Origin of the sequence: Microbacterium sp. WHRI 7836 (assembly GCF_040223885.2) — a bacterium.
Lineage (GTDB): Bacteria > Actinomycetota > Actinomycetes > Actinomycetales > Microbacteriaceae > Microbacterium > Microbacterium oxydans.
The window spans coordinates 176,160-201,554 of the sequence record NZ_CP168171.1 but is presented as its reverse complement, the minus strand read 5'-3'; the positions used below and the strand labels follow the sequence as shown (position 1 = coordinate 201,554).

At 69.6% G+C, this 25,395-nt stretch carries 19 protein-coding genes; 12 read left to right on the top strand and 7 right to left on the bottom strand.

Going from position 1 to position 25,395, the window contains the following annotated elements; genetic code table 11:
- The first annotated feature begins 55 nt into the window (after window positions 1–55).
- The 4 genes from ABRP18_RS00965 (at window position 56) to ABRP18_RS00950 (ending at window position 6,138) form a co-directional block, all read left to right on the top strand.
- Window positions 56–796, top strand: a complete 741-nt coding sequence (locus ABRP18_RS00965) for a peptidase E (RefSeq protein WP_349885276.1) — start codon at window positions 56–58, stop codon at window positions 794–796.
- Window positions 793–2,148, top strand: coding sequence for an anaerobic C4-dicarboxylate transporter family protein (locus tag ABRP18_RS00960; protein WP_058633065.1), 1,356 nt, complete (start codon window positions 793–795; stop codon window positions 2,146–2,148). Before ABRP18_RS00965 ends, ABRP18_RS00960 begins: the two co-directional genes overlap by 4 nt.
- A 20-nt stretch (window positions 2,149–2,168) precedes the next feature.
- Window positions 2,169–3,497, top strand: coding sequence for a threonine/serine exporter family protein (locus ABRP18_RS00955; RefSeq protein WP_349885275.1), 1,329 nt, complete (start codon window positions 2,169–2,171; stop codon window positions 3,495–3,497).
- A gap of 127 nt (window positions 3,498–3,624) precedes the next feature.
- Window positions 3,625–6,138, top strand: coding sequence for a LuxR C-terminal-related transcriptional regulator (locus tag ABRP18_RS00950; protein WP_349885274.1), 2,514 nt, complete (start codon window positions 3,625–3,627; stop codon window positions 6,136–6,138).
- A gap of 75 nt (window positions 6,139–6,213) precedes the next feature.
- On the opposite strand, the gene ABRP18_RS00945 is transcribed toward ABRP18_RS00950, so the two are convergent.
- The 3 genes from ABRP18_RS00945 to ABRP18_RS00935 all read right to left on the bottom strand — a co-directional run bounded on the left by ABRP18_RS00945 (window position 6,214) and on the right by ABRP18_RS00935 (window position 14,982).
- Window positions 6,214–11,409: an isopeptide-forming domain-containing fimbrial protein gene (locus tag ABRP18_RS00945; RefSeq protein WP_349885273.1), complete on the bottom strand. Its 5,196-nt coding sequence runs from the start codon at window positions 11,407–11,409 to the stop codon at window positions 6,214–6,216.
- Window positions 11,410–11,695: 286 nt separating this feature from the next.
- Complete coding sequence (locus tag ABRP18_RS00940) at window positions 11,696–14,215, bottom strand: ABC transporter permease (RefSeq protein ID WP_058632919.1); 2,520 nt, start codon at window positions 14,213–14,215, stop codon at window positions 11,696–11,698.
- On the bottom strand, window positions 14,215–14,982 hold the full coding sequence (locus tag ABRP18_RS00935; RefSeq protein WP_058632917.1) for an ABC transporter ATP-binding protein: 768 nt from the start codon (window positions 14,980–14,982) through the stop codon (window positions 14,215–14,217). Before ABRP18_RS00935 ends, ABRP18_RS00940 begins: the two co-directional genes overlap by 1 nt.
- A gap of 108 nt (window positions 14,983–15,090) precedes the next feature.
- Between ABRP18_RS00935 and ABRP18_RS00930 the strand changes: the two genes are divergently transcribed.
- From ABRP18_RS00930 to ABRP18_RS00905, 6 genes are all read left to right on the top strand, one after another.
- Complete coding sequence (locus ABRP18_RS00930; protein WP_349885272.1) at window positions 15,091–16,323, top strand: sensor domain-containing protein; 1,233 nt, start codon at window positions 15,091–15,093, stop codon at window positions 16,321–16,323.
- A complete protein-coding gene (locus ABRP18_RS00925; protein WP_349885271.1) occupies window positions 16,311–16,949 on the top strand; it encodes a response regulator transcription factor in 639 nt (212 codons plus the stop codon). Before ABRP18_RS00930 ends, ABRP18_RS00925 begins: the two co-directional genes overlap by 13 nt.
- Window positions 16,950–17,183: 234 nt before the next feature.
- A complete protein-coding gene (locus ABRP18_RS00920; RefSeq protein WP_046748117.1) occupies window positions 17,184–17,534 on the top strand; it encodes a PadR family transcriptional regulator in 351 nt (116 codons plus the stop codon).
- Window position 17,535: 1 nt separating this feature from the next.
- Complete coding sequence (locus ABRP18_RS00915; RefSeq protein WP_349885270.1) at window positions 17,536–17,907, top strand: DUF1048 domain-containing protein; 372 nt, start codon at window positions 17,536–17,538, stop codon at window positions 17,905–17,907.
- Entirely contained in the window at window positions 17,904–18,677 is a 774-nt protein-coding gene (locus ABRP18_RS00910; protein ID WP_349885269.1) for an ATP-binding cassette domain-containing protein, read from the top strand. Before ABRP18_RS00915 ends, ABRP18_RS00910 begins: the two co-directional genes overlap by 4 nt.
- Window positions 18,674–19,441, top strand: a complete 768-nt coding sequence (locus ABRP18_RS00905; RefSeq protein ID WP_061017443.1) for an ABC transporter permease — start codon at window positions 18,674–18,676, stop codon at window positions 19,439–19,441. Before ABRP18_RS00910 ends, ABRP18_RS00905 begins: the two co-directional genes overlap by 4 nt.
- A 151-nt stretch (window positions 19,442–19,592) precedes the next feature.
- On the opposite strand, the gene ABRP18_RS00900 is transcribed toward ABRP18_RS00905, so the two are convergent.
- From ABRP18_RS00900 to ABRP18_RS00885, 4 genes are read right to left on the bottom strand one after another with little or no spacing between them, the layout of a single operon-like run.
- The gene (locus ABRP18_RS00900; RefSeq protein WP_058630819.1) at window positions 19,593–20,780 is read right to left on the bottom strand and encodes an ABC transporter permease; all 1,188 of its coding nucleotides are present in this window, start codon (window positions 20,778–20,780) and stop codon (window positions 19,593–19,595) included.
- A 17-nt stretch (window positions 20,781–20,797) separates the two neighbouring features.
- The gene (locus ABRP18_RS00895; protein ID WP_061017445.1) at window positions 20,798–21,508 is read right to left on the bottom strand and encodes an ABC transporter ATP-binding protein; all 711 of its coding nucleotides are present in this window, start codon (window positions 21,506–21,508) and stop codon (window positions 20,798–20,800) included.
- On the bottom strand, window positions 21,505–22,560 hold the full coding sequence (locus ABRP18_RS00890) for a peptidoglycan-binding protein (RefSeq protein WP_349885268.1): 1,056 nt from the start codon (window positions 22,558–22,560) through the stop codon (window positions 21,505–21,507). Before ABRP18_RS00890 ends, ABRP18_RS00895 begins: the two co-directional genes overlap by 4 nt.
- Entirely contained in the window at window positions 22,557–23,315 is a 759-nt protein-coding gene (locus ABRP18_RS00885; protein ID WP_349885267.1) for a hypothetical protein, read from the bottom strand. Before ABRP18_RS00885 ends, ABRP18_RS00890 begins: the two co-directional genes overlap by 4 nt.
- Before the next feature lie 136 nt (window positions 23,316–23,451).
- Here ABRP18_RS00885 and ABRP18_RS00880 point away from each other — a divergent pair, with 136 nt between their 5' ends.
- Window positions 23,452–24,120 (top strand): response regulator transcription factor, encoded by a 669-nt coding sequence (locus ABRP18_RS00880; protein WP_349885266.1) that lies wholly within the window; start codon window positions 23,452–23,454, stop codon window positions 24,118–24,120.
- 5 nt (window positions 24,121–24,125) lie between these two features.
- Entirely contained in the window at window positions 24,126–25,394 is a 1,269-nt protein-coding gene (locus tag ABRP18_RS00875; protein ID WP_349885265.1) for an ATP-binding protein, read from the top strand.
- Window position 25,395 lies beyond the last annotated feature (1 nt).

Here is a 25,395-nt window from a genome sequence, read left to right as displayed (position 1 = left end):
GCGACGCTCGGCACCGCACTAGGTTGAGCGCATTCGCAGTCGGAGAGGTGGGGGCATGTCTCACGTGGTGGCAACAGGGGCCGGCAAGGCCATGATGGAGCGTCGGAACGACCCGACGCACGACTACATCCTCGGCCTCACCGGCAAGGAGAGACCGCGGGTCCTCTTCGTCGGCACGGCCACCGGCGACGACGCCGCCTACATCGTGAGCTTCTACTCCACGTATGACTCCGACAGGTGCGCGCCGCACCACCTCCCCCTGTTCCACCGTGCGGTCGACGACCTGGCCGGTTTCGTGAAGGGCTTCGACGTGATCCACGTCGGCGGCGGCAACACCGCCAACATGCTCGACGTCTGGAAGCGCCAGGGCCTCGACGAGATCATGCGCGAGATGTGGGAGGACCCCGACTCGAACGTGGTGTTCACGGGCGGCAGTGCAGGAGGCATCTGCTGGTTCGAGGGCGGGACCACCGACAGCTACGGACCGACCCTGCAGGTGCTGCCGGAGGGACTCGGCTTCCTGCACGGCAGCTTTTGCCCGCACTACGATGCCGAGGACCAGCGGCGTCCCCTCTTCCACACGTCCCTGCTCAGCGGAGAGCTCTCGACGGGGTACGCGGTCGGCAACCTGCAGTCGCTGCACTTCGAGAACTCCGAGTTCGTCACCGCGGTGAGCCCGGTCGACGATGCCCTCGCCCTTCGCGTGGAGGCCATAGGCGGGAAGATCGTCGAGACCGAGCTGCCCACCGAGGTGCTCAGAGGCGCTGCGCCCATCGTGAAGGGACCGTCGTCATGAACGACAACGTGTGGATCCTCGTCGCCGAACTCATCGTCGTCATCCTCGCGATCTTCATGGGGACGCGCACGAGCGGGATCGGTCTGGGCGTCTGGGGGCTCGTCGGCGTCGCCGTGCTCGTCTTCGTCTTCGGCGAAGCGCCGGGCAACGCCCCGGTCGACGCGGTCTTCATCGTCATCACGGTCATCACGGCGGCATCGACCATGCAGGCGGCCGGCGGCATCGACTGGATGGTGTCGGTCGCGGCGAAGGTGATCAGACGCCGACCCCGATCGGTGGTCTTCCTCGCCCCGGCGATGTCATTCCTGTTCACCGTCGGCGCAGGAACGGGCAACATCTTCTACCCGCTGCTGCCCGTCATCTACGACGTCTCGTACCAGCAGAAGATCCGACCGGAGCGGGCGCTCTCGGTGTCGGCCGTGGCCTCGCAGGTCGGCATCCTGTGCTCTCCTGTGTCCGCCGCGACCGCCTCGATGGTGGTGCTGCTCGCCCCGCAGGGCGTCGACCTCGGCGGACTGCTGCTGATCATGTGGCCCGCCTCCATCGTCGGCCTCTTCGTGGCGGCACTCGTGATGATGCGCCATGGCAAAGATCTGGAAGACGACCCCGAGTTCCAGAAGCGCCTCGCCGATCACCAGATCAAGCCGCCGGAGACCGACGCGCACGAGAAGAAGCTGCCTCCCACCGCGGTGCTCTCGGCCTCGCTGTTCCTCGCCGGCGTCGCTGTGATCGTGCTCTTCGGCCTGTTCGAGAACCTGCGTCCGGTCATCGGGACCGATGACGCCGGCGACCCGGTGCGCCTCAGCGTCACGGTCATCATCGAGGTCGTGATGGGCATCATCGCCGCCCTGATCTTCGTCTTCTGCAAGGTCAAGGCCGCAGATGTGCCCAAGCAGCCGACGTTCCCCGCCGGTATCGTCGGAGCCATCGCCCTGTTCGGCATCGCCTGGCTGGCGAACACCTTCGTCGCCGCGAACCAGACCCTCATCGTCGACGGCCTCGGCTCCGTGGTCTCCGGCTCCTCGGCGTTCCTCGGCGCGTTGCTGTTCGCGCTGGCCCTCTTCGCGGTCGCCATGCTCACGACGAGCCAGTCGAGCGCGACGAACGCGATCGTGCCGATCGGCATCACGATCGGCCTCCCCGCCTCCCTCCTGGTGGGCCTGTGGCCGGCGGCGATGGGCATCTACACGCTGCCGGCCAACGGCAGCCAGGTGGCCACCGTCGCGTTCGACCAGACGGGCACGACCAAGATGGGCAAGTTCGTCTTCGACCACTCGTTCCAGCTGCCGAACCTCATCTACGTGGCTGTGGCGATCATCGTCGGCGTGCCGCTCTCGTTCCTGTTCACCTGAGCCGAGCGGCCGGCCACGACATGACCGACGGCCTCGACCGGGCGACGCTCCGGCAGTTCCTGCTGGGGCTGGCGCAGGGCATGAACGCCTCCGCCGAGTCGGTCGACCGCATCCGCGACGTCATCGCAGAGGTGGCGAGGGCCTATGGGGGCGACGACGCCGACTTCGTGGTGCTGCCGACGATCATCCTCATCGAGAGCGGCGAGTCCGATGAGTCGCGCGTCGCGATCCGCTCGGCGACGAACGCCTCGTTCCGTTTCGATCAGATCGCCGCCCTGTACGAGCTGATCGCCCAGGCGAAGACCGGCTCGGTCACCCCGCTCGACGGCATCAGACGCCTGAACGAGATCGGCGCGATGCGCCCGCGGCTCGGCTGGATCACCCGCACGTTCGGGCATGCGGTGCTGACGACAGGGCTCTCTCTCCTGCTCGCCCCCACATGGCAGGGCGTGATCGTCGCGTTCGTGCTCGGAGCGCTGATCGGATTGCTGAAGCTGGTCCGCTCTCCGACGCTGCAGCTGATCATGCCGGTGGTCGCGGCGTTCGTGTGCGCCACCGCGGTCTTCCTCCTGGCCGAGGTGATCGAGATCGGCGATCCGATCCGCCTGCTCATCGCCCCGCTCGTCACCTTCCTGCCCGGCGGCGTGCTGACGAGCGCCACCGTGGAGCTCGCAGCAGGGCAGATGATCTCCGGCGCCTCCCGTCTGGTCTACGGCTTCGTGCAGCTGGCGCTGCTGGCGTTCGGCATCCTCGCCGCCGGCACCGTCGTGGGGGTCGACTCGTCCTCGTACGAAGCTCTCGACGGGGGCTCGCCGCTCCCGTGGTGGGTGGCGCTCATCGGGATCCTCGTGTTCGCGCTCGGGAACTATCTGCATTTCTCCGCGCCACCGTCGACCTTCGGGTGGGTGCTTCTCGCACTCGTCGTCGCCTACACGGGCCAATGGGCCGGCACCGAGTTCGTGGGCGCGACGGTCGGCGGGTTCGTCGGTGCCGTCGCGATGACCCCCGTCGTGCTGTGGATCGCGACCCTCCGCCACGGAGCACCGTCGCAGCTCACCTTCCTCCCGGCCTTCTGGCTGCTGGTCCCCGGGGCCGCCGGGCTCGTCGGGCTCACGGAGGCGGTCGCGACCGACGGCGGACTCTCCGACTTCACCACGGCGCTGGTCTCGGTCATGTCGATCGCGCTCGGCGTGCTCATCGGTACCGCGCTGTACCGCGTCGTGCACCACGGCGCCGAGGAGATCGTGCAGTTCGCCGTCGCCCTTCCCCCCGCCTCGGACGAGAGCGCCCCTGCTTCGAACCTGTGGTCGCGGATCACGGCGCCCTGGCGCCGGAACGGTCACCGCTGACGGTCACGGACACGCTCCGCTCGCCCGGCATCGCTCGTCTCTGCGTTCGTCGATGTCCCGGCGGGCGTCGCTTGTCCGTGCAGGATTTCGGCATATCGTAGAGGGAGGGGACCTGGGGAGGTACGGGGTGTCGGCATTTGTCGCGCAGGGGGACGGACATATACCGCGAGTATCGGCGCACGCCATCAGGCGTCCGCGACTGAGCGCCGAGTTCGAGACCGAGACGCCCCTCACACTCATCCGCTCGGCGTCCGGCTCCGGCAAGACCACGGCCCTGGTGGACTGGGCGGCCACCACATCCGCCCACGTCGTGTGGCTGACCGTGACGCCGGCGATCACGAGGAGTGAGGCACTCGCCGGAGCGCTGCTGCGCGTCCTGCCCGGAGCCGACCGGCGGGACGACGGCGACGAGGGCTGGGCCGCCGTGGCCGCGCGTCTGCACGAGGCGGAGGGCCACCTGGTCGTGGTGCTCGACGATGCTGCCGCCGTCGAGCGCGATGGCGCGTTCGCGCTGTGTCGCGCCGTCGGTGCCGCTGCCCGCACCCGTCTGATCGTCGCAACGAATCGGCCGAGCCCCTTCGACAGCGAGGGCCTCGACCTCTTGATCGACACGACGCTCGTCGCTCCCGAAGACCTCATGTTCGATGATGAGGAGATCCGTCGCGCGCTCGACGTCGACGAGGACACGGCGGCTGCGACACGAGAGGCGACAGGAGGATTCCCCGCGCTCATCCGCGTCCTGGCGCTGCGGGGGACCGGCATGGATGCCGCGTCCTTGCGAGCCGCCACCACGGTGATCGAGGACTACCTGCAGGACAGGCTCGCCGAGTGCGGCTTCGACCCTCGGGCGCTTCGAGGCATGCTCCGGATCAGCGTCACCGATTCCGTCGACGTTCCGCTCGCCACGGCGCTCACCGGCGATCCGGACATCGTGAGGGCGCTGGACCAGGCGGAGATGTTCGGTTTCGGCCGCTGGGCTGCCGACGGCCGCAGCTCGTTCGAGCTCACGCCCCTGACGCGCGGGATGCTGCGCCGCGAGCTCCGCGCAGCCCTCGCGGACGAGGTCCCCGGGCTGAGGCGCATCGCCGCAGAGGGTGCCGTGCGCCGTGACCTGCCCCTCGAAGGACTGCGGCTCGCCGTGGAGGGCGACGACCTGCGTCTGGCGACCCACGTCACGATGTCGGGGTGGAACCGACTGCTGCACCGAGATCGGAACGGTGTCGTCGAACTGCTCGGCGACGTACCGGTGGCACGGCTGAAGCAGGAGCCGCTGGTGGCCATGCTGCTCGGGATGTGCCTGAAGCCCAGCCGCCTGCGGCGCCAGCGCGGACTCCAGCTGCTGCGCATCGCGGTGGCGGCCGCGAACGCCCGCCGGACCACGCTCTCGGCCACGGAGCGGATCTTCATCTGGGCGGCCGAGAGTGCGTCGCTGCGCGCCATCGGACGACCGGAGCGCGCCGCACAGGTGGCAGCCCGATCTCTGGCCCTGTTCAACGAGACCCCGGAATCGCAGTGGCAGCAGTACGCCCGCGACATGCCGCTGCTGTGCACGCACCTCGGCATCTCCCTCTACTACGGCGGGCAGCAGCAGGAGGCCATCCACCTCTGGGAGCAGGCCACCGCCCTCGCCGCCGCGCACGGGGGCAGCAACGCCTTCCACGGCATCTGCCTCCTCGCCGGCGTGCACGCCTTGAACGGAGACCTCCCCGAGGCCAGGCACTACGTCTCCCTGATCAGAGACGGCGGCTGGGACGCGGCGCTGCTCGACAGCTACCGCGGCACGTTCTACCGTGTGGCCGAGGCCATGCTGGCGGTGGAGGACGGCGATCTCGCTGCCGCGAAGCAGCACATCCGGTACTTCGAGCCGTACCGCGCGACCAGCGAGCACTGGACGACGATGGCCTCCGTCGAGGCATGGATCGCTCTGCACGAGGGCGACGCCGCCGCGGGATTGGAACGCCTGGAATCGTTCGCGCGCCTGCGGGGCAAGGAGGCCGGTGCACCGCACGTGCGCCAGGCGCTGTCGCGCCCCCGGATCCTCCTCCATCTCGCCCTCGGTGACGTGAACGCGGCCAAGGCCGTGGTGCAGCGGGATGCGATCCCCGACCGCTTCGCGACCGTCCTGAAGCGGGCACGCCTGGCCCTCATCGACGGCAAGGCGGCCGACGTGGTCCGGCTTCTGGGACAGACCCGCCTGCGCCCCACGAACGCCAGGGAACGCGCAGAGGCCTCGGCGGTGCAGAGCGCCGCCCTGCACCGGGTGTCGCCGGCGGCCGCGCAACCGTCGAGCGAGGCGCTGAACGCCCAACTCGCCGATCGGGGCCTCACCACTCCCCTCGTGCTGCTGAGCGCGGAGGACTTCGGCACGGTGCGAGCCGACCTCGACCCGACCGGCCGTGGGACGTTCCCGCTGCGATCCGCGCTGCCGTCATTCGCGGCCCGACCCCGCCTGTCGTCACGCGAGCAGGTCGTGCTGCGCGCCCTCACCTCCGGCGCATCTCTTCCTGCGATCGCCCTGGAGCTGCGCGTCTCGCAGAACACCCTCAAGACACAGCTCCGCAGCATCTACCGCAAGCTCGGCGCGCACAACCGCACCGAAGCGGTGGAGCAGGCGGCGCGTCACGGTCTCCTGCCGGAGTAAGCGCAGACCCTTCCGGGGAAGACACGGAAGGCCCCGCCCGTCGAGTTCGACGGGCGGGGCCTTCTTTCATGACCGTCAGGCCTGGGAGCGGCGTCGACGCAGGATCAGCAGCACGGCACCGCCGAGCAGCAGAGCGATCGCAAGACCCAGCACCCAGGGCGCGAGGATTCCACCGGTGAGCGCGAGCGGCGTCAGCACCGGGTTCTCGGTCGTGCTGGGCGGCGGCGTGATCGTCCCACCGCCGGGAGGGGTGGCCGTGCCCACAGCCGCGTTGCGGAGAGTCGCACCCGCCGCGTTCGCATGCACGGTCACGGAGTAGGTGATCGTCACGCTCTCACCCTCGGCGAGGCTGCCCGTCCAGCGCAGCTGCGTACCGTCGACCACGGGTGCTGCCACCGTCCGCTCGCCGACGACCGCGGTCGCACCGGGCTTCAGATCGGCGTGCGACAGCACTCCGGAGAGGTCGTCTGTGATGACGACGGCGTCCAGCCCCGTCTCGCCCGTGTTGGTGCCGACGAGCGTGTACGTGACGGTGCTTCCCGTGGCGACCGCCGTGCCCGATCCCGGGTTCGCGGTCTTGAGGAACGCGAAGCCGGGGGTGCCGACAGGGTTCTCGGTCGTCACGGGCGGAGGCGTGAGCTCGCCGCCGCCAGGCGGTGTGGCGGTACCTGCGACCTTGTTCGCGATCGTCGCACCGCCCGCGTCGCCGTTCACGGTCACCGAGTAGATGATCGTGACGCGCTGCCCGATGGCGAGGGCACCCGTCCAGGTGAGCTCGTCGCCGTTCACGACAGGAGCGGGTGCGGATCCGTCGACCACGGTCGCCGTCGCGTCGCCGTTGTAGGCGGCGTGGTCGAGCACGCCGGACAGGTCGTCGCTGATGCGCACGGGATCCAGCGCCGTCTCACCGGTGTTCACGCCGGTCACCGTGTAGGTGATGACGCTGCCGGGGTCGACCCTGGTGCCCGAGGCGGGATCGGCCGACTTGCGCAGCTCGAAGCCGGGCTCGTTGACCGGGTGCTCCGTCGTCGCCGGGGGCGTCTCGATCGGCGGCACGCCGCCCGGCGGGGTCGCCGAGCCTGATGCCGAGTTCTCGATGATGGTGCCGCCGGCGTCCGCCTTCACGGTCACCGTGTAGGTGAGCGTGACGGTCTCGCCGATCTGGAGCGCGCCCGTCCAGGACAGACGCTCACCGGTGACGGCGGGTGCCGTCGCCTCCGTGTTCCCGATCTTGGCCGTCGCATCGCCGTTGTAGTCGGCGTGCGCGAGCACACCGGAGAGGTCGTCCGTGATGGCGACGGGGTCGAGCACGGTCTCGCCGGTGTTCACGCCCGTCACGGTGTACGTGATGACGCTGCCGGGGTCGACCGCCGTGCCCGCTGCCGGGTCGGCGCTCTTCGACACCGAGAATCCGGGCACGTTCACGGCGTTCGTCGTGGTGCCGGGCGGCGGGGTGATCTCCTCGCCTCCCGGCGGGGTCGCCGTCGCCGTCGCACTGTTCTCGATCACGGAGCCGACGCCTTCGGCCTTCACTGTCACGGAATAGGTGACGGTGACGGTCTGACCGACCGCGAGGGCGCCCGACCAGCTGAGCTTCGCGGCGTCGAACGCCACTGCTCCTGCCGGTGCTCCGGCGACGACCGCGGCGGCATCCTCGTTGTAGGACGCGTAGGGCAGCACCTTGGACAGGTCGTCCGCGATCGCGACCGGGTCGAGCACCGTCTGACCGGTGTTCACGCCGGTCAGCGTGTAGGTGATCACGTCGCCGGGGTCCACGGCCGTTCCCGCGACGGGGTCGGCCGTCTTGGCGAACGTGAATCCGGGCTGGTTGACCGGGTGCTCGGTGGTCGCCGGCGGGGGCGTGATCGGCGTGCCAGGGGTCGTCGGGCTCTCCGGGTCGCTCGGATCCGTGGGGATCAGCGGCGTCGCCGTGCCGGTCACGGTGTTGGCGATCGTCTCGCCACCCGCATTCGCGTCGACAGTCACCGAGTAGGTGATGACGACGTCCTGTCCGGGGCGCAGCGTGCCGCTCCAGGACAGCGCCCCGTCGGCCACGCGGGCGTCGCCACGGCTGGCCGAGACGTCGTCGTTGTAGGCCGCGTGAGCCAGCGCGGGGCGCAGGTCATCGGCGATCGAGACGGGATCGAGGACGGTGTCGCCCGTGTTCGTGCCCGTGACGGTGTAGGTGATCACGCTGCCAGGGTCGACACGCGTGCCCGTCGCCGGGTCGGCCGACTTCGACACCGTGAAACCGGGGGTGGCGACCGGGTGCTCCGTGGTGGAGGGCGGGGGCGTCACCGGGGTGCCCGGCGTGGTCGGGCTCTCGGGGTCGGTCGGGTCGGTCGGGATGAGAGGGGTGCCCTCACCCGTGACGGTGTTGCGCAGCAGCACGCCGGTCGCATCGGCATCGACCGTCACCGTGTAGGTGATGTCGACGCGAGTGCCGGGTGCGAGCGCTCCGTTCCAGGTGAGCGTCGTGCCGACGACGGCGACCGCGCCGGCGGAGGCCGTCACATCGCCGTTGTACTGTGCGTGCGCCAGGACGGCGGACAGGTCGTCGACGATCGTCGCGGGGTCGAGTGCGGTGTTGCCCGTGTTGACGCCGGAGATCGTGTAGGTGATGGTGTCACCCGCGCGCACGGCGGTGCCGGAGGCGGGATCGGCGGACTTCGTCACCTCGAAGCCGGTGTCGACCACCGGGTGGTTCGTCTCCACGGCGGGCGGCACGATCGGCGTGCCAGGCGTCGTGGGACTGTCGGGGTCGCTCGGGTCGACCGGGATGCGCGGCGTGGCCGTGCCGGTGGCGGTGTTGTGAAGCAGCGCCTTCTGGACATCGGCGTCGACCGTGACGGTGTAGCGGATGACGACGGACTCGCCGCGCGGAACGGCGCCGGTCCAGGTGAGCGTGGTGCCGGACACGGCGACGGAGCCGCGGTCGGCGGTGACGTCGTCGTTGTAGGCGGCGCTGTCGAGCACACCGGACAGGTCGTCGACGATCTTCGCCGGGTCGAGGTCGGTGTCACCCGTGTTGGTACCGGTGATGGTGTACGTGATGGTGTCGCCCGCGGACACGGCCGTGCCCGACGCGGGGTCGGCGGACTTGCTGATCGTGAAGCCGGAGCCGACGACCGGGTGCTCGGTGGTCGTCGTCGGCGGGACGATCGGCTCTCCCGGCACCTGCGGGCCCTCGGGGTCACCGGGCTTCGGGGTGGTCGGCGTCGCCGTGCCGCTGACAGTGTTCTTCAGGATCTTGCCGGAGGTCTCCGGTCCGACGGTCACGGAGTACGTGATGGTCACAGCCTGTCCCGGCTGCAGCGCGCCGGTCCAGGAGAGGGCGTTCCCGTTGATCGTCGCCGCCCCAGAGGTCACGGGGGCACCGCCGACGGTGGTCGCGATGTCGGAGTTGTAGGTGGCGTGAGCCAGCACACCCGACAGGTCGTCGGCGATCGATGCCGGGTTCAGGACGGTGGCGCCGGTGTTGGTTCCGGTGACCGTGTAGGTGATGACCTGACCGGGCTCCACGACGGTGCCCGATGCCGGGTCGGCCGTCTTGACCACCGTGTACCCCGCCACGGGGTGCTCGGTCGTGACGGTCGGCGGAGTGGGCGGGGGAAGGGTGCCCGGCGGGGTGCCGGAGGCGGTGACGCTGTTGGCGATCCGCTCTCCCTCTGCGCCCTCGTCGACGATCACCGAATAGGTGATGGTGACCACCTGGCCGGGCTCGAGCACGCCGGTCCAGGCGAGGTCGTCGCCGGTGACGGTCGCGGCGCCGGAGGTGACGGTCGTTCCGTCGATCTTCGTGGCGATGTCGCCCTGGTAGGTCGCAGACGTGAACACACCGGAGAGGTCGTCGGCCACCTGCACGGGGTCGAGACGCGTGTTGCCGGTGTTCTCCGCCTCGACCGTGTAGGTGATGCGCTGGCCGGCGTGCACGGCCGCCCCCGGGGCGGGGTCGGAGGTCTTGCGCAGTGCCAGATCCGGAGCGAGGCGCACGTTGGTGAACGTGCACGTGACGTCGGTGCCGAGCGATCCGGCGGGCTGAGTCACCTGACCGTCGGCCGTCACGGCGACCGGCACCGTCGAACCGTCGGGATTGACCTGCACGCAGTCGAGGGATTCGGCGTACCTCGTACGATCCGTCGTGCCGGATGCCGCCTCGCTCAGTCGGAACACGTCGCCCTGGTTGGTGAACACGGGGCCCGCGTAGTCGGGCTGCAGTCCGGTGCGCTCACCGCGCGTGACGGCGTCGGTCTGGGGGACCTGGTACCCGGCGGGCGACTGCACGCGCAGGGCGAACTGATCCGTGGCGAGGTGACGCCCCTCCGGGAGATCCTTCTTCAGCGTGAGCGTGTTCGGGAACGTGCAGCTCGCCATGTCGGTGGGCTGGAACGTTCCGAGCGACGTCGTGTTGACCGTCTCGCCACGGGGCAGGTCGACCTCGATGATGCGGTTTCCGCCGCCCGAGACCGAGACGAAGATGTGGCCGAGGTTTCCGAACGCGATGCCGTTGCCCTGGACGCCGGCGCCCATGTCGTGCACCTGCTTGGCGTCGATCGTGGCGGTGCTCGGGGTGAGCGAGGTGGGCAGGTCGGAGGAGTAGATGAAGTTGTCCGCCACGAGCACGAGCTGACCCGAGGCGCTGAACGCCATGTCCCCGTTCGCACCGAAGGCACTGCTGCCCGCGGTCGGGCGGAGCGTTCCGACCTGGACGAAGGTCTGCGGGGTGACGTTCTCTTCCCACGCGTAGAGGTTGATGGCGCCGTTCACCGTGCCGCTGGCGAAGTAGTAGACACCCGTGACCGGGTGGACGGCGCCGCGGAGCACGGACGAGTTCAGCGAGAACGTGGTGCGGGTCGTGGTGTCGGTCACGCGATCGTGCTTGGCGAGGGTCTTGGTGCCGGCGGCGTTGGTGACGGTGTACGCGTAGCGGCCGTTCGAGGAGATGCCGAGGGCGTTGTTGGAGTGGTCGACGCCGAGCGTGCTGGCACCGAGCGTTCCACCGTTGCCGGGCGTGCCCTGCTCGTTCACGACGAACTCGCGCACCTCGGTGGCGCTCTGCACGTACACCGCTCCCGGCGTGCAGAGGAACGGGTCGGCCGCGGCCGCGGGAGCGGCGGTCAGCGTTCCACCGATGAAGACCATCGACGAGGCGACGAGCGCCGTGCTGACGGCGCCCCCGATCAGCTTCTTCGCGCGGCCCCGCCAGCGGCTGAACCGCTCGGACGGAAGGCCATCGGATGTGTGGTCCTTGCGGGCAACACGGAATCCCATGACTGTCTCCCCATTCATCGCTTCGCCGCTGCGCGTTCGCGCACGGAAGCCCCCGCCCCCTCAGGCGACCGCCGAGCACCATTCGGGCATGGTGGACTCGGTCCGGGCCACCGCCAGCCTGGCGTGGGCGCGAGGTCCGTTCCGGGCGGGCGCAGGTTTTTCACCCCGCCTTTTCACCCCTCCCTCCCGTGCCACCTCCCCCACGCGCGAGGGGGACCGCCGCGCGCGGGGGAGACGCCGAGCAGGCGCACCGTGGAGACCGGTGCGCCTGCTCGGGTGCGGGGCGCTACTGTCGCGACCCGATCTCGTCGATCGGACGCGTGCGCATCGACGAGACGGTGCCGATCCACATCGCCACGAGCGCCAGCGCGCCCATGACACCGACGATCGCCAGCGAACCGAGCACCGGGAGGGCGGGTACCGGCTGGCCCGAGATCCCCATGCTCACCCCGATGAGCGGAGGGATCGCGACCACGACACCGAACACCATCGCGATCACCGCCACCAGCATCGCCTCGACGCGCATCATGGCGCGCACCTGCCTGCGGGACGCGCCGATCAGCTGCAGCAGAGCCAGTTCGCGCGAACGCTCCCCCGTCGCCATCACGAGCGTGTTCACCACCGCGATCGCGATGTAGCCGAGGATCACCAGCAGAGCAATGAGGTTCGTCCACCCCTGCTGGGCCTGCGCTCCCGCACCCGCAGCCCGCAGCCCCGATCCGTCGGTCACGAGCAGACCGCTCGCGCCCAACGCTGCACGGACCTCATCCGTTGCGCCCGCGTCGACCGCCACGAGCGCGAAGGCATCGAGACCTGCCGTGGTGTGGGCACTGACCGCATCGGCGGCCATGGTGAGGTCGCCGAAGCCGAGACCCCGCTCGTACACCGCGACGACCGCGGCCTCGAAGGGCGAGCCGTCGCCCAGGTACCCGACGACCGTTCCGCCGATGTTCAGCCCCAGCGCCTGCGCGGCGTCCGTGCTCACCGCGACCGTGGTGGTGCCGTCGAGCTGCGCGAGCGCCCCCTCCCGCACCCGCAGATCGAGGCTGTTCGCGATGTTCGTCGGATCGATGCCCTGCAGCACGTGCTCGTCTCGTTGGAGCTTGCCTTCGAAATCGAAGGAGTCCACCACCGCCGCGCTGAGGGCGACCCCCGAGACCTCGGCCACCCCTGGTGTCTCACGGATGGTGTCGATCATGTCGGGCGAGAGACCCGCCGGGGCCGTCACGCGCAGGTCGGCGATGACGCCGGCACTGGCCTGCGTCGCCGCCTCGGCCGCGATGATCGACGGCGCCCCGATCTGCACGAGTCCCAGACCGATGCCGAGGGCGATCGGCAGGATCGCGGAGGCGAGGCGCCTGCTGTTGGCCGCGGCGTTCGCCGAAGCGAGGAAGCCGGCGGATGAGAGCCGATGCAGCACCGCTCCGATCAGGCGGACGCTCAGCGACACCAGCCACGGGCCGAGCACCGCCAACGCGATGATCAGCAGCATGGCTGCGCCGGCCGCCGCACCGGCCGCGATCTGCCCGCGCACCACCAGCGGCACGGTCGAGACCGAGATGCCCGCAGCGGCGAGCACGATGCCCGTGATGATGCGAGGCAGTCCGATGGCGGGGGCACCCGTCGCCGACTCGCGCAGAGCCTCCACCGGATCGAGTTTCGCGACCCGAGCCGCCGCGATACGCGCGGCACCCCAGGCGGAGGCGAGCACGAGCAGCACCGCTCCGACCGCGGGAAGCGGACTGAATGCCAGGGCGAAGTCGCCCGGGATCACACCCCCGGCGACGAAGGCCGACTGCAGCACGGTCGACAGCAGGTATCCCGGCACGATGCCGAGCAGAACGGCGACCGCCGACACCCACAGCACCTCACGGGCGACGAGCGCGTGCACCTGGGAAGGGCTCGCACCGACCGCGCGCAGCAGGGCATAGTCACGACGGCGCGACTGCACCGACAGCGACAGCGTGCCTGCCACGATGAACATCGCCACGAGGATGCAGGTGCCGACGAACGCGCTGCCGATGGCCACGAGCGTGGACCGCGCCGCACCCGAGTCGAGGAACTCCACGTCGCCGCGGGCGTCACCCGTGCGGGCGACCAGGCCGGGGTCGGCCTCGTGGATCGCGCTCGCCGTCTGCTCGGGATCCGCCCCGGAAACGAACACGCCGAGCGCCTGCGGGGCACCCCCGTGCGGGTCGAGCTGGTCGATGCGGCGCTCGCTCAGGAAGACATGTGCGCCGCGTTCGGGTGCGACCGGAGCGGCGACCTCGCCGACGACGCGGTACTCCGACGGCACGCCGCCGTGGGCAAGGACGACCGTGTCGCCCACGGCACGACCGCTGCCGACGGTGACGACGACCTCATCCGCCGCCGCGGGTTCCTGCCCCTCATGCAGCTCGAAGCCGGTCAGAGCGGTGGCGGGCCAGGGGTGCGCCTCGACCACGACGGCACCAGCCGCATCCGCTTCCTGCAGGACGAGAGGAACCGTGACGTCGGCGACGACGCGGTCGACTCCCGGAAGGGCGGCGATGTCGCGCACCGCGTCGACCGGCAGCGGCGCGCGCTCCCGGAGGGGAACCGGCAGGTCCTCCGGCACATCCACCTGCTGTGGCGCACCGACCACGATGTCGACCGCGGAGTAGCGCTCGGGCGCCAGCCCTCCGCGCATGCCGGATTCGACGAGCACGCCGAGGCCCGTCACCAGTGCGCTCGCGACGAACACCGCGACCGCCACGCCGACGAAGCTTCCGCGGTGATGGCGAAGGTCGGCGCCGACAAGTCGCCCCAGACCCAGCGACCCCGACATCACCACTCGCCCAATGCGCTCATGCGGGCGTTGATCTGCGCAGGGTCGGCACCGTCGAGGTATCCCGCGAAGGCTCCGTCGGCGAGGAAGATGGTGCGATCCGCGTGCGCGGCCACCACGGGGTCGTGGGTCACGACCACGACGGTCTGATTCAGCTCTCGTGCCGTGTGCGCGAGCAGATCGAGCACCTGCTTGCCCGAACGGGAGTCGAGGGCGCCGGTCGGCTCGTCGCCGAACACCACATGGGGCCGGGTGATGAGCGCGCGGGCGATCGCCACCCGCTGCTGCTGACCGCCGGAGAGCTCGGACGGGCGGCGGCGGCGGAACTCGGTGAGCCCCACGGCGTGGAGCAGGAAGTCGAGCCACTGCGTTTCGAGACGACGGCCGCCGAGCCGCAGCGGCAGCGTGATGTTGTCCTCGACGTTCAGAGCCGGCAGCAGGTTGTACGCCTGGAAGACGAATCCCACGTGATCACGACGGAACGCCGTGAGCTGGCGCGCCTTCAGCCCCGAGATCTCGGTCCCGCCGAGGTGCACGGTGCCGCTGCTCGGCCGGTCGAGTCCCGCAGCGCTGTGCAGCAGGGTGCTCTTGCCCGAGCCGGACGGGCCCATGATCGCGGTGAACGTGCCCTTCGCGATGGCGAGATCCACGCCGCGCAGGGCGGTGACGCGGCTGGCGCCGGAACCGTAGGTCTTGACGACGGACTGCAACCGGAGTGCTTCGGAGGGCCGCGTGTTCACGGCCGAGGCGAGTGGTGTGGAGGTCATGATTCGACGCTAGGGACGGGCCGGGCGGCATCCCATCCCGCCCGCTGCCGCTTCGATGGTGGGGCTGGCTATACCGTGCCGTCGCGATCGCTCGGGCAGACTGTGAGAGTGAAGGACCGATGGATGCGCCGCTGGCTGCGAGCGTGGGGATACCTGGCCGTCGAGGCCGCGGTCTCGATCGCATCCGTGGTGTTCCTCTGCCTGGGCATCGTGCTGCTCCCCTTCATGATCCTCACGGGCGGCGTGCTGCTCATGCCCGAGACCGTGCAGCGCCTGCACCGCTGGACAGACCTGAACCGTCGACGTGTGGGCGCCTACCGGGGAGAGGAGCTGACGCCGATCGGCCACGTGCTCCCGCCGGGCTCAACGCTCGACGATCGTCTGCGCTTCGCGTTCTCGCGCGCCACCGGCCGAGACGTGCTGTGGCTGGCGGTGCAGGGGATTCCGGTGCTGTTCGTCTCTCTTCTGACGATCTCGCTCCCCGTCGCGGCGATCAACACCCTCGCCATCACCTACTACTGGCAGTTCGCCCCCGCCGACGACCCGGTCGGCTCGGTGTACCCCGTCACGTCGTGGGAACTCGCGGCCACGATGCCGCTGCTCGCGGTGGCGTATGCGCTCCTCGCGGTCTTCCTGATCCCGGCCGTCGCCCGTCTGGTGTCGTTCGTGTCGGCGAAGCTGCTCGCGACGCCGGAGAAGTCGCGCCTCGCGGCCCGTGTCGACGCCCTGACCCTCAGCCGTGCTGCCGCGCTCGACGCCCACGCGGCCGAGCTGCGCCGGATCGAACGCGATCTGCACGACGGTGCGCAGAACCGCCTGGTCAACGTGGTGATGATGCTCGGGATCGCCGAGCGCGCGCAGGAGATCGGCGGCGACGTGCTCGAGCCGCTGCGGCGAGCGCAGGATGCCGCAACCGAGGCGCTCGCAGGGCTCCGCCGCACGGTGCACGACATCTACCCGCCGATCCTCGATGAGCTGGGGCTGGAGGGTGCCCTGGCGTCGCTCGCCGGGCGCACCGTGGTGCCCTGCACGGTCGAGACGGACCAGATCGGACGTGTGCCGGCGGCGGTCGAGTCGGCCAGCTACTTCGTCGTGGCGGAGGCGCTCACGAACGTCAGCAAGTACAGCGAGGCGACCCGGGCCGCGGTGCGGGTCGAGCGCGACGGCGAGCTTCTGGTCATCACGGTCGAAGACGACGGTGTGGGCGGCGCGGTCGAGCGACCCGGCGGTGGGGTCGCCGGCATCCGTCGCCGCATCGAGGCGTTCGAGGGCACCCTTGACGTGACGAGCCCAGTCGGGGGCCCCACCACCCTGAGAGCGGAGCTGCCATGCGGATCGTGATCGCCGAAGACGACACCCTGCTGCGCGAGGGGCTGGCGCTGCTGCTGCGTAGCGAGGGGTTCGAGGTGGTCGCGGCCGTGGACAACGCCGAGGACCTCCTCTCCCGGCTCGACGAGGCGGATGCCGCGGTGGTCGACGTGCGGATGCCGCCGACCTTCACCAGCGAGGGCTTGAAGGCCGCCGCCGAGGCCCGTGCCCGTCGCCCCGGCTTCCCCGTGCTCGTGCTGTCGGCATACGTCGAGGATCGCTACGCCGGTGAGCTGCTGGCAGCGGGAGCCGACGGTCTCGGCTACCTGCTCAAGGAACGCGTCGGCAAGGTGGCCGCGTTCATCGACGCCCTGCGCCGCGTCGCCGCGGGTGGCACGGTGATGGATCCCGAGGTGATCTCGCAGTTGATGAGCCGTCGTCGCGCCGACGACCCGGTGCAGACGCTGACTCCGCGCGAGCGCGAGGTGCTCGGCCTCATGGCGGAAGGCCTCGACAACGGCACGATCGCCGACCGGCTCTTCGTGACCGAGACCGCGGTGAGCAAGCACATCGGCAATATCTTCGCCAAGCTCGGTCTCGCCTCGAGCGACAGCGGCCACCGCCGCGTGCTCGCCGTCCTGGCCTACCTCCGCTCCTAGCCCCCCCACCTCCCTCCCTCCTCCACCCCCTCTCGGCGCTGAGACCCACTCTTGCCGCCGAGACCCACGGCTCTAGGCGCGTGCAGGCGTGGGTCTCGGCGCAGGCGATGGGTCTCGGCGTCGAGCGCGGGAAGAAATTTGGTATTTAGTGTTGCTAAGTACCGGTACTCAGTGTTACTTTGTACCGGTACCCAGCAACACTGAGTACTGAACCGAGAAGGAGAGGAGGACCTGATGGGCAAGCAGATGACCGAGATGCTCAAGGGCACTCTGGAGGGCATCGTTCTGGCCCTCCTCGCCGAGCAGCCGGCATACGGGTACGAGATCACCACACGCATCCGCGACCACGGATTCACCGACATCGCCGAGGGCACGATCTACGCACTCCTCGTGCGCATCGAGCAGAAGAGCCTCGTCGACGTCGAGAAGGTCCCGAGCGAGAAGGGTCCGCCCCGCAAGGTGTACACCCTGAACGCGCAGGGCCGGCAGGAGCTCGAGGAGTTCTGGAAGACCTGGGATTTCCTCAAGACGCACATCGAACAGCTGAACAGCACGAACACCGACACCACGAACAAGGAGAACTGACATGGCCGCGAAGTGGATCGAAGCGATCACCGGATCACTCGAAGAGAAGAAGCTGTACAAGCAGGCGCAGGCCCGCATCAACGCACTGCCCGAGCCGTACCGGGAGATGGCGAAGGCCCAGCAGCGCTACAACATGTATTACGGCGGCGTCACCGACGGCGACACCATCGTGAAGATGTTCCTCGACATCGCCGACATGTGGGAGCGCGCCGCACTCGACGGCACCCCGGTCAGCGCCATCGTCGGAGACGACCCGGTCGAGTTCGCCGAGAACTACGCCGCCGCGTACGGCGGACGGCAGTGGATCGACAAGGAGCGCGCACGCCTCATCAAGGCGTTCGACGACGCGAAGAAGAAGGAGAACGAGTCATGACGAACCCCGCCATCTCGGTGCGCGGCATCGAGAAGTCCTACAAAGATCTGCACGTGCTGCGCGGCGTCGACTTCGAGGTCGAGAAGGGCAGCATCTTCGCCCTCCTCGGCTCGAACGGCGCCGGCAAGACCACCATGGTGCGCATCCTCTCCACCCTGCTGAAGTCGGATGCCGGAACCGCGACGGTGCAGGGCGTGGATGTGGCCGCAGACCCGGTCGGAGTGCGCGAGCGCATCAGCCTCACCGGACAGTTCGCCGCGGTCGACGAGATCCTCACCGGACGCGAGAACCTGGTGCTCGTCGCGAAGCTGCGGCATCTGCCCGACGCCGGGAAGGTCGCCGACGACCTGCTCGCCACGTTCCGTCTGACGGAGGCCGGCGGGCGCAAGGTCGGCACCTACTCAGGCGGTATGCGTCGCCGGCTCGACATCGCGATGAGTCTGGTCGGCGACCCCGAAGTCATCTACCTCGACGAGCCCACGACCGGCCTCGACCCCGAAGCCCGCATCGAGGTGTGGGGCGTGGTCAAGGAGCTCGCGAACACCGGCACCACCGTGCTGCTCACCACGCAGTACCTCGACGAGGCCGAGCAGCTGGCCGACCGCATCGCGATCCTGCACGAGGGCCGCATCATCGCGAACGACACCCTCGCCGGGCTCAAGCGCCTGCTTCCGGCCGCGAAGGTCGAGTACGTCGAGAAGCAGCCCACCCTCGAGGAGATCTTCCTCACCCTCATCGGCCCCTCATCCGGAAAGGAGAAGGCAGCATGACCACGCACTTCGCCGCCGACACGGCGACACTCACCGGCCGCTCCATGCGGCACATCTTCCGCAGCCCCGACACGATCATCACCACGGCAGTCACCCCGATCGCCCTGATGCTCCTGTTCGTGTACGTCTTCGGCGGCGCCCTCCAGCAGAGCACCGGCGTCGACAACTACGTGAACTACCTGCTGCCGGGCATCCTGCTCATCGCGATCGCGTCGGGCATCGCCTACACGGCGTTCCGGCTGTTCACCGACATGCAGAGCGGCATCTTCGAGCGGTTCCACTCCATGCCGATCGCCCGATCGAGCGTGTTGTGGGCCCACGTGCTCACGTCCCTCACGGCGAACGCCATCACCCTGGCGATCATCTTCGGCGTCGGATTCCTCATGGGCTTCCGCACCGGGGCGAGCTTCTGGGCCTGGCTCGGAGTCATCGGCATCCTGATGCTGTTCACGCTGGCACTCACCTGGCTGGCGATCATCGCGGGCCTGAACGCCAAGACGGTCGACGGCGCGAGTGCCTTCTCGTACCCGCTGATCTTCCTGCCGTTCATCAGCTCGGCGTTCGTGCCCACCGACACCATGCCGGCACCGGTGCAGTGGTTCGCAGACAACCAGCCCGTCACCTCGATCGTCAACACCATCCAGGCGCTGTTCGCGCAGGAGCCGGTCGGGTCCGAGATCTGGGTCGCCCTCGCCTGGTGCGTCGGGATCCTCGTGGTCGCCTACGTGTTCGCGATCATCTCCTACCGGAAGAAGGTCAGCTGATCGACGCCAAGCGAGACGGAACGCTCCGACCGGGGACTTCTCCCCGGCCGGGGCGTTTCGCCGCGCTCGGCGGCACCTTCGAATCGCGCGAACGGTTCTATCCGCGCCGTGAAAGGGACCATTCGCGCGATTCGAAACCGAACCCAGGGCCTCAGACCGTGCGGAGTGCCGCCGTGGGCGACAGGCGCGCGGCGCTGATCGCGGGGTAGAGCCCGGCGATCACGCCGACCACCAGCGCCACGACCGGGCCACCGAACAGCACGACCGCAGGGATCGTCACCGCCTGCCCCTGGATCGAGGCGTAGACGACGACCCCGAGCGCGCCGACCGCGGCTCCGGCGAGGCCCCCCAGCCCGCCGAGCACGATCGCCTCCGCCACGAACTGACCCGCGATCTGCCCCGAGCGCGCGCCGAGCGCACGTCGAAGACCGATCTCGCCGCGCCGCTCCAACACCGCCACCACCATGGTGTTCGCGATGCCGATCCCTCCGACCAGCAGAGCGATCGCCGCGAGTCCGACCGCGAGGCCGGACAGCGAGTCATCCGCGGTGTCCCGCGCACCGGCGAGGTCGCCGAGCCCGTTCACCTGCACATACGGGGACGAGGGGTTCGCTGCGCGGGCGATCGCATCGCGGACCTTCTCCCCCGTCGCACCGTCGGCCATGCGCACGTAGATCGCGGCGATCCTGCCGTCGCTCTTCTTCGCCACGTGCTCGGCCGCCCACCGGTCGCCGAGGAACGCACTCGCGTCGATGGATTCGGCGAGGCCCGCTGCGTCGAGGATCCCGATCACGGTGTACCACTGCTCGCCGATCCATACCCGCACGCCCGGCTCCGTGATGCCCATGCGCGCCGCAGCCGCCGCGCCCAGCACGGTCACCGGCAGCGAGCGATCCGTCTCGTCGAACCACGAGCCCTTCGCCACGGATCCCTCCACCGACGACAGGAAGTCGGGACTCGCCGCATAGGCGGTCAGTCCGTTGCCCTGACTCTTCGGCATGAGGTCGTTGCGGTACACCCCCGTGTCGTCCGGCACCTTCTCGAGCACCCCGATCCGTTCGACCCCGTCTACCCGCTCGATCATCCCGGCGGCCGTCTCCGGCAGCTCGACCGGCTTGTTGTCGGGCCCGTAGCCCGGCTGCACGACGATCATGTTCGCGCCGAGGGAGTCGAGTTCGGCCAGCAGCTGGGCCTGGTTCGAGGCGGCGATGCCCGTGATCGCGGTGAGCGCCGCGATGCCCACCGCCACGCCGAGCGCTGACAGCGCCGTGCGCATCTTGCGACTGCGGGGACCGATGAGTGCCGTGCGGATGCTGTCAGCGACACTGAGTCGCGGCATCCGCTCCCCTCTGCGTCTCATGCGGCGACCTCTTCCTTCACGCGCGAGCCGGTGTCGCTCACGATCCGGCCATCGTGGATGCCGACCTGCCGCTGCGTGCGCTCGGCGATGTGCGGATCGTGCGTGATGATCACGACGGCCGTGCCGGAATCGGCGATCGAGGTGAGCAGTTCGAGAATGCGATCGCCCGTCGTCGAGTCGAGCGCACCTGTCGGCTCATCGGCGAACAGCACCGACGGAGCGCCGACGATCGCCCTGGCTATCGCCACGCGCTGCTGCTCACCGCCGGACAGCTGACCGGGTCTGTGCTTCATGCGCGCGCCGAGGCCCACCCGCTCCAGCGCTGCGGCCGCCCGGGTGGAACGCTCCGCCGACGGCACGCCGGAGTAGAGCAGACCGAGCGCGACGTTGTCGAGCGCGCTCAGTGCGGGCAGGAGGAAGAACTGCTGGAACACGAAGCCGATGCGGCGAGCGCGCAGCACGGCACGCTCGCGTTCGGGCAGAGCCGCGGCGTCGGTCCCATCGATCAGCACGGTGCCGCTCGTGGGGTCGTCGAGGGTGCCCATGATCGAGAGCATCGTGCTCTTGCCCGATCCCGAGGCTCCGACCACGGCCACCAGCTCACCGCTCTCGATCGCGAGGCTCATGCCATGCAGCACGCGCAGCGGCGGGTTGCCCGGGTACTCCTTGATCACGTCGACGAGCTCGACCACCGTGTCCGGGCTCATTGCGCCACCACCACGGCATCGCCGGCGGCGAGTTCTCCGCCCGTGACCTGCACCTTGGTGTCGGCGATCAGTCCGACCTCGACGGCGACGCGTTCGACCTTTCCGCCCTTGCGCAGCACGTCGACCGCGTAGCCGCCGTCGGTCGTCGCCACCAGGGCTGTGACCGGCACGACCAGAGCATCCTTCACCTCCGACGTCGCGAACACGATCTTGACCGCGCGCAGCCCGATGCCCTCGGCGACGGCCGGGTCGTCGAACTCGACGTCTGCGGTGGGCGGAGTGGTCTCGCCCTCCTTCTCGGTCGGCTGCCCGCCGGGGTCGACGGCGGTCACGGTCGCCGGCGCCTCCGTCCCGTCCGGCAGGATCACGGTCACCTTCGTGGCGGGCAGGATCTCGCGCGCCTGTGCATCCGTCAGCTTGGCGACCACGCGCAGCGTCGTGCTCGTGTAACTGAGCGGACTCGACCCCGCCGGGTCTCCCAGCTTCGCCGTGACCGACTCCACCCGCACGGACGCGGCGCTGATCGCGACGATGTCACCCAGCTTCACGATGCCGTCCTGCGGCACCCCGAGCGACTTCTGCCAGGCCTTGACGTTGGTCTCGGTGACCGCGGTGAACTCGTCGTCGATCGTCATGTTCTTGCCGAATCCGAGATCGGCGAGAGCCTGTTCCAGCTGCCTGACATCCGGCCCCTTCTCCGCGCCGAGGCCCAGGTCGCGCCAGAACGGACGGTCCCCCCGCATCGCGATCACCGGCTTCCCGTCCACTTCGTAGATCGCCTGCCCGACACCGATCTGCTCCCCCGCCGCCGGCAGGCGGGTGATCGTGCCGGCACGGCCCGGCAGGGCGACCGACGCCCCGTAGCTCAGGGTTCCGTTGAGGCGCAGATCGGAGGTGAGCGTGGTGAGCTCCGCCTCGACCGTCACCGGCGCCTTCTCCTCATCCGGTGACTCGGCCACCGAGCTCCAGGGCTGCAGCACGGCCACGGTCACGGCGGCCGCCACGAGCAGCACTCCGACCGGGACGAGCACCTTGGTCAGCCGGCGGCTCATTCGTCGTCCTTCGACGGAAGGACGGTGGCGGCGGAGACCATGCCCTCGAAGTACTCGCTCATCACCGCGAACCAGTCGAAGTCGACGGCTTCGATGCTCTCCTGTGTGAACATCGGGGGCATGTCGCCCGTGGTGTCCGCGCAGGCTTCGAGAAGCGTGCGCGCCTCGTCTTCACTGATCCCCTTCGGCAGGGTGAGCATGCCGTCAGCATCGGGGTCGGCGAAGTCGGCGAAGCCGTTCTTTCTGGCGCAGGAGGCGAAGGCGAGACCGGACTCGATGATCTCCTCCGGCGAGATCATCTGCGTCTGCGCTCCGGAGTCCGAGATGTCGGGCTTCGGCTGCGTGAACTCGGGGACCTTCTCTTCACAGGTCTCCCACGCGGCGCGCTGCCCGCCCTCCTCCGGGTAGCCCGATGCCGCAGTCGATGCGAGCCACGTACCGTCGTCGTCCGAGAAGACCATCGTCATGGCGAGGTCCTCGTCGTCGCCCGAGCCCGCTTCGACCGACATCATGCCGCCCGTCGAGGTGCCGCTCGCGGGACCGTCGGGCATCAGCATCCCCACCTGTCCCCCCTCGACGATCTTCGCGGTCTGCCCCTCCTGGGTGAGGCAGGTCACGAACCGGGCGGCCGCCGCATCGTTGGCCCCGTCCTTCGCCTTGTCGTCTCCCGATGGTGCGCTGCACGCGGCGAGCGTGAAGAGTGCGAAGACAGCGGGGATCGCCGCCCACGATCGGACTGCTCTCGAATCGAACATGAGGTTCCCTTTCTCGCGGTCGCAGCTCATCCGCGACGTGCAGTCAGTTCTACGGAGGCGGTGGTTTGCTGTCGGTATGACGGCGCCTAACCGGAAACTAACCGCGGCACACGCACCCTCGGATGACGGAGGTGCCATGCGACTGCTGCTGGTGGAAGACGAGACCGACCTGGCCGACACGCTCGCCGACGGCCTGCGCCGCGAGGGCTACCTGGTGGAGGTCGCCCGCGACGGAGCCGCAGCCCTGACCTCCGCGGCCTCGAACGACGTCGACGTGATCGTGCTCGACCGCGACCTGCCGGTGCTGAGCGGCGACGCGGTGTGCCGCACTCTGGTCGCGCAGGAGTATCCGGCACGCATCCTGATGCTCACGGCCGCAGGGACCCTGAACGACCGTGTCGAGGGCCTCGACCTCGGCGCCGACGACTACCTCGCCAAGCCGTTCGCGTACGTGGAGCTGCTGGCCCGCATCCGAGCGCTCGGCCGTCGTGGCGGATCTGCGCGCACGAGTGCCGTGCAGGAGTTCGCCGGAGTGCGCCTCGACAGCGCTCGACGCATCGTGGAGCGCGACGGCAGCCCGATCCGGCTGACGCTCAAGGAATTCGGGGTGCTCGAGACGCTTCTCGCCGCGGAGGGCGGCTACGTCAGCGCGGACGACCTCCTCGACGAGGTGTGGGACGAACCGCAGGAGCGCACACGCGGTGTGGTCAAGATCGTGGTACACACGCTCCGACGCAAACTCGGCTCGCCCGAGGTGATCCACTCCGCGGCAGGACACGGCTATCGAGTGGGGACGACCGCATGAGACGTATGAGCTTTCGCACCCGACTGGTGATCATCATCACCGCGGTCTTCATCGCGGCCGGTGCCGCCCTGCTCACCGTGCAGTACCTCGTGGTGCAACAGCTGTTCTCCACGGCCATCACCACCACCGAGGCCAGTTGCCTCCCGATGGCGGCGGTCCTGCAGGTCGGCGAGGGGTCGAGCGCGACCGATGGATCCGACGTCAGCGAGGTGACTCCGCTCCCCGACGGCAGCAGCCTCCTCTGGGGCCAGGCCAGCACCGGCTGCGGGTACTACGCCGGATCCATCGACGCGCAGCTCGCGGTGCCGTCCCAGACCCTGACCTTCGACGCCGTGGAAGGCGCGGTGCTGCAGCAGTCGAGCTTCCTCGCCGACGAGGTGGGCAACGGGCTGCTGCTGTGGTCGGTGGTCGTGCTCGTGGCCTTCACCGGGGTGGCCGCCGCGATCGCGTTCTGGCTCGCGCGCCGCTCGCTGGACCGCATCGGAGAGGTCACGGCCGCCGCGCGCGACATCTCCGAACGCGACCTCGGCCGACGCCTCGCTCTGCCGGGGCCCGACGACGAGATCAAGGAGCTGGGCGACACGATCGACGGGATGCTCGACCGGCTGCAGTCGGCGTTCACCGCCCAGGACCGCTTCGTGGCGAACGCCTCGCACGAACTGCGCACCCCGCTGACGACGACGCGCACCGCGCTGGAGATCCCCCTCGAACAGGGAGCGGTGCCGGCGGACCTGCAGGCCAACATGCAGCGGGCACTGCGGGCGACCGAGCAGAGTGAGCGGCTCATCACGGCGCTGCTCGCCCTCGCGCGTGCCCGCACCGGCCTGGAAGAGGTCGAACCGGTGGAGCTGCGCACGCTCATCGAAGACCAGGTCGGCGACCTCGACGCCCAGGAGATCGAGGTGCACACGAACCTGCGCGACCTCACGGTCGAGGGCGATGCGGTGCTGCTGGCCAGGGGCGTGCGCAACCTGCTCGAGAACGGCATCCGCCACAACGTGCCCGGCGGTGAGCTGTGGGTGCGCTCCCGACGGGAACGCGGACGAGCCGTCATCGAGATCGAGAACACCGGGGCGCAGATCCCCCCTGCCACCGTGCAGCTGCTCACCGAGCCGTTCTACCGCGGCGATGCGAGTCGCACCTCGGCCGGCCCGGACGGCACCGGGCTGGGACTCGCGATCGTGCAGAGCATCGCCAAGACCCATGGCGGCGAGGTGCGCCTGCGCGCCCGTAAAGGCGGCGGCCTGATCGCCGCGATCGTCCTCCCGCTCTGAC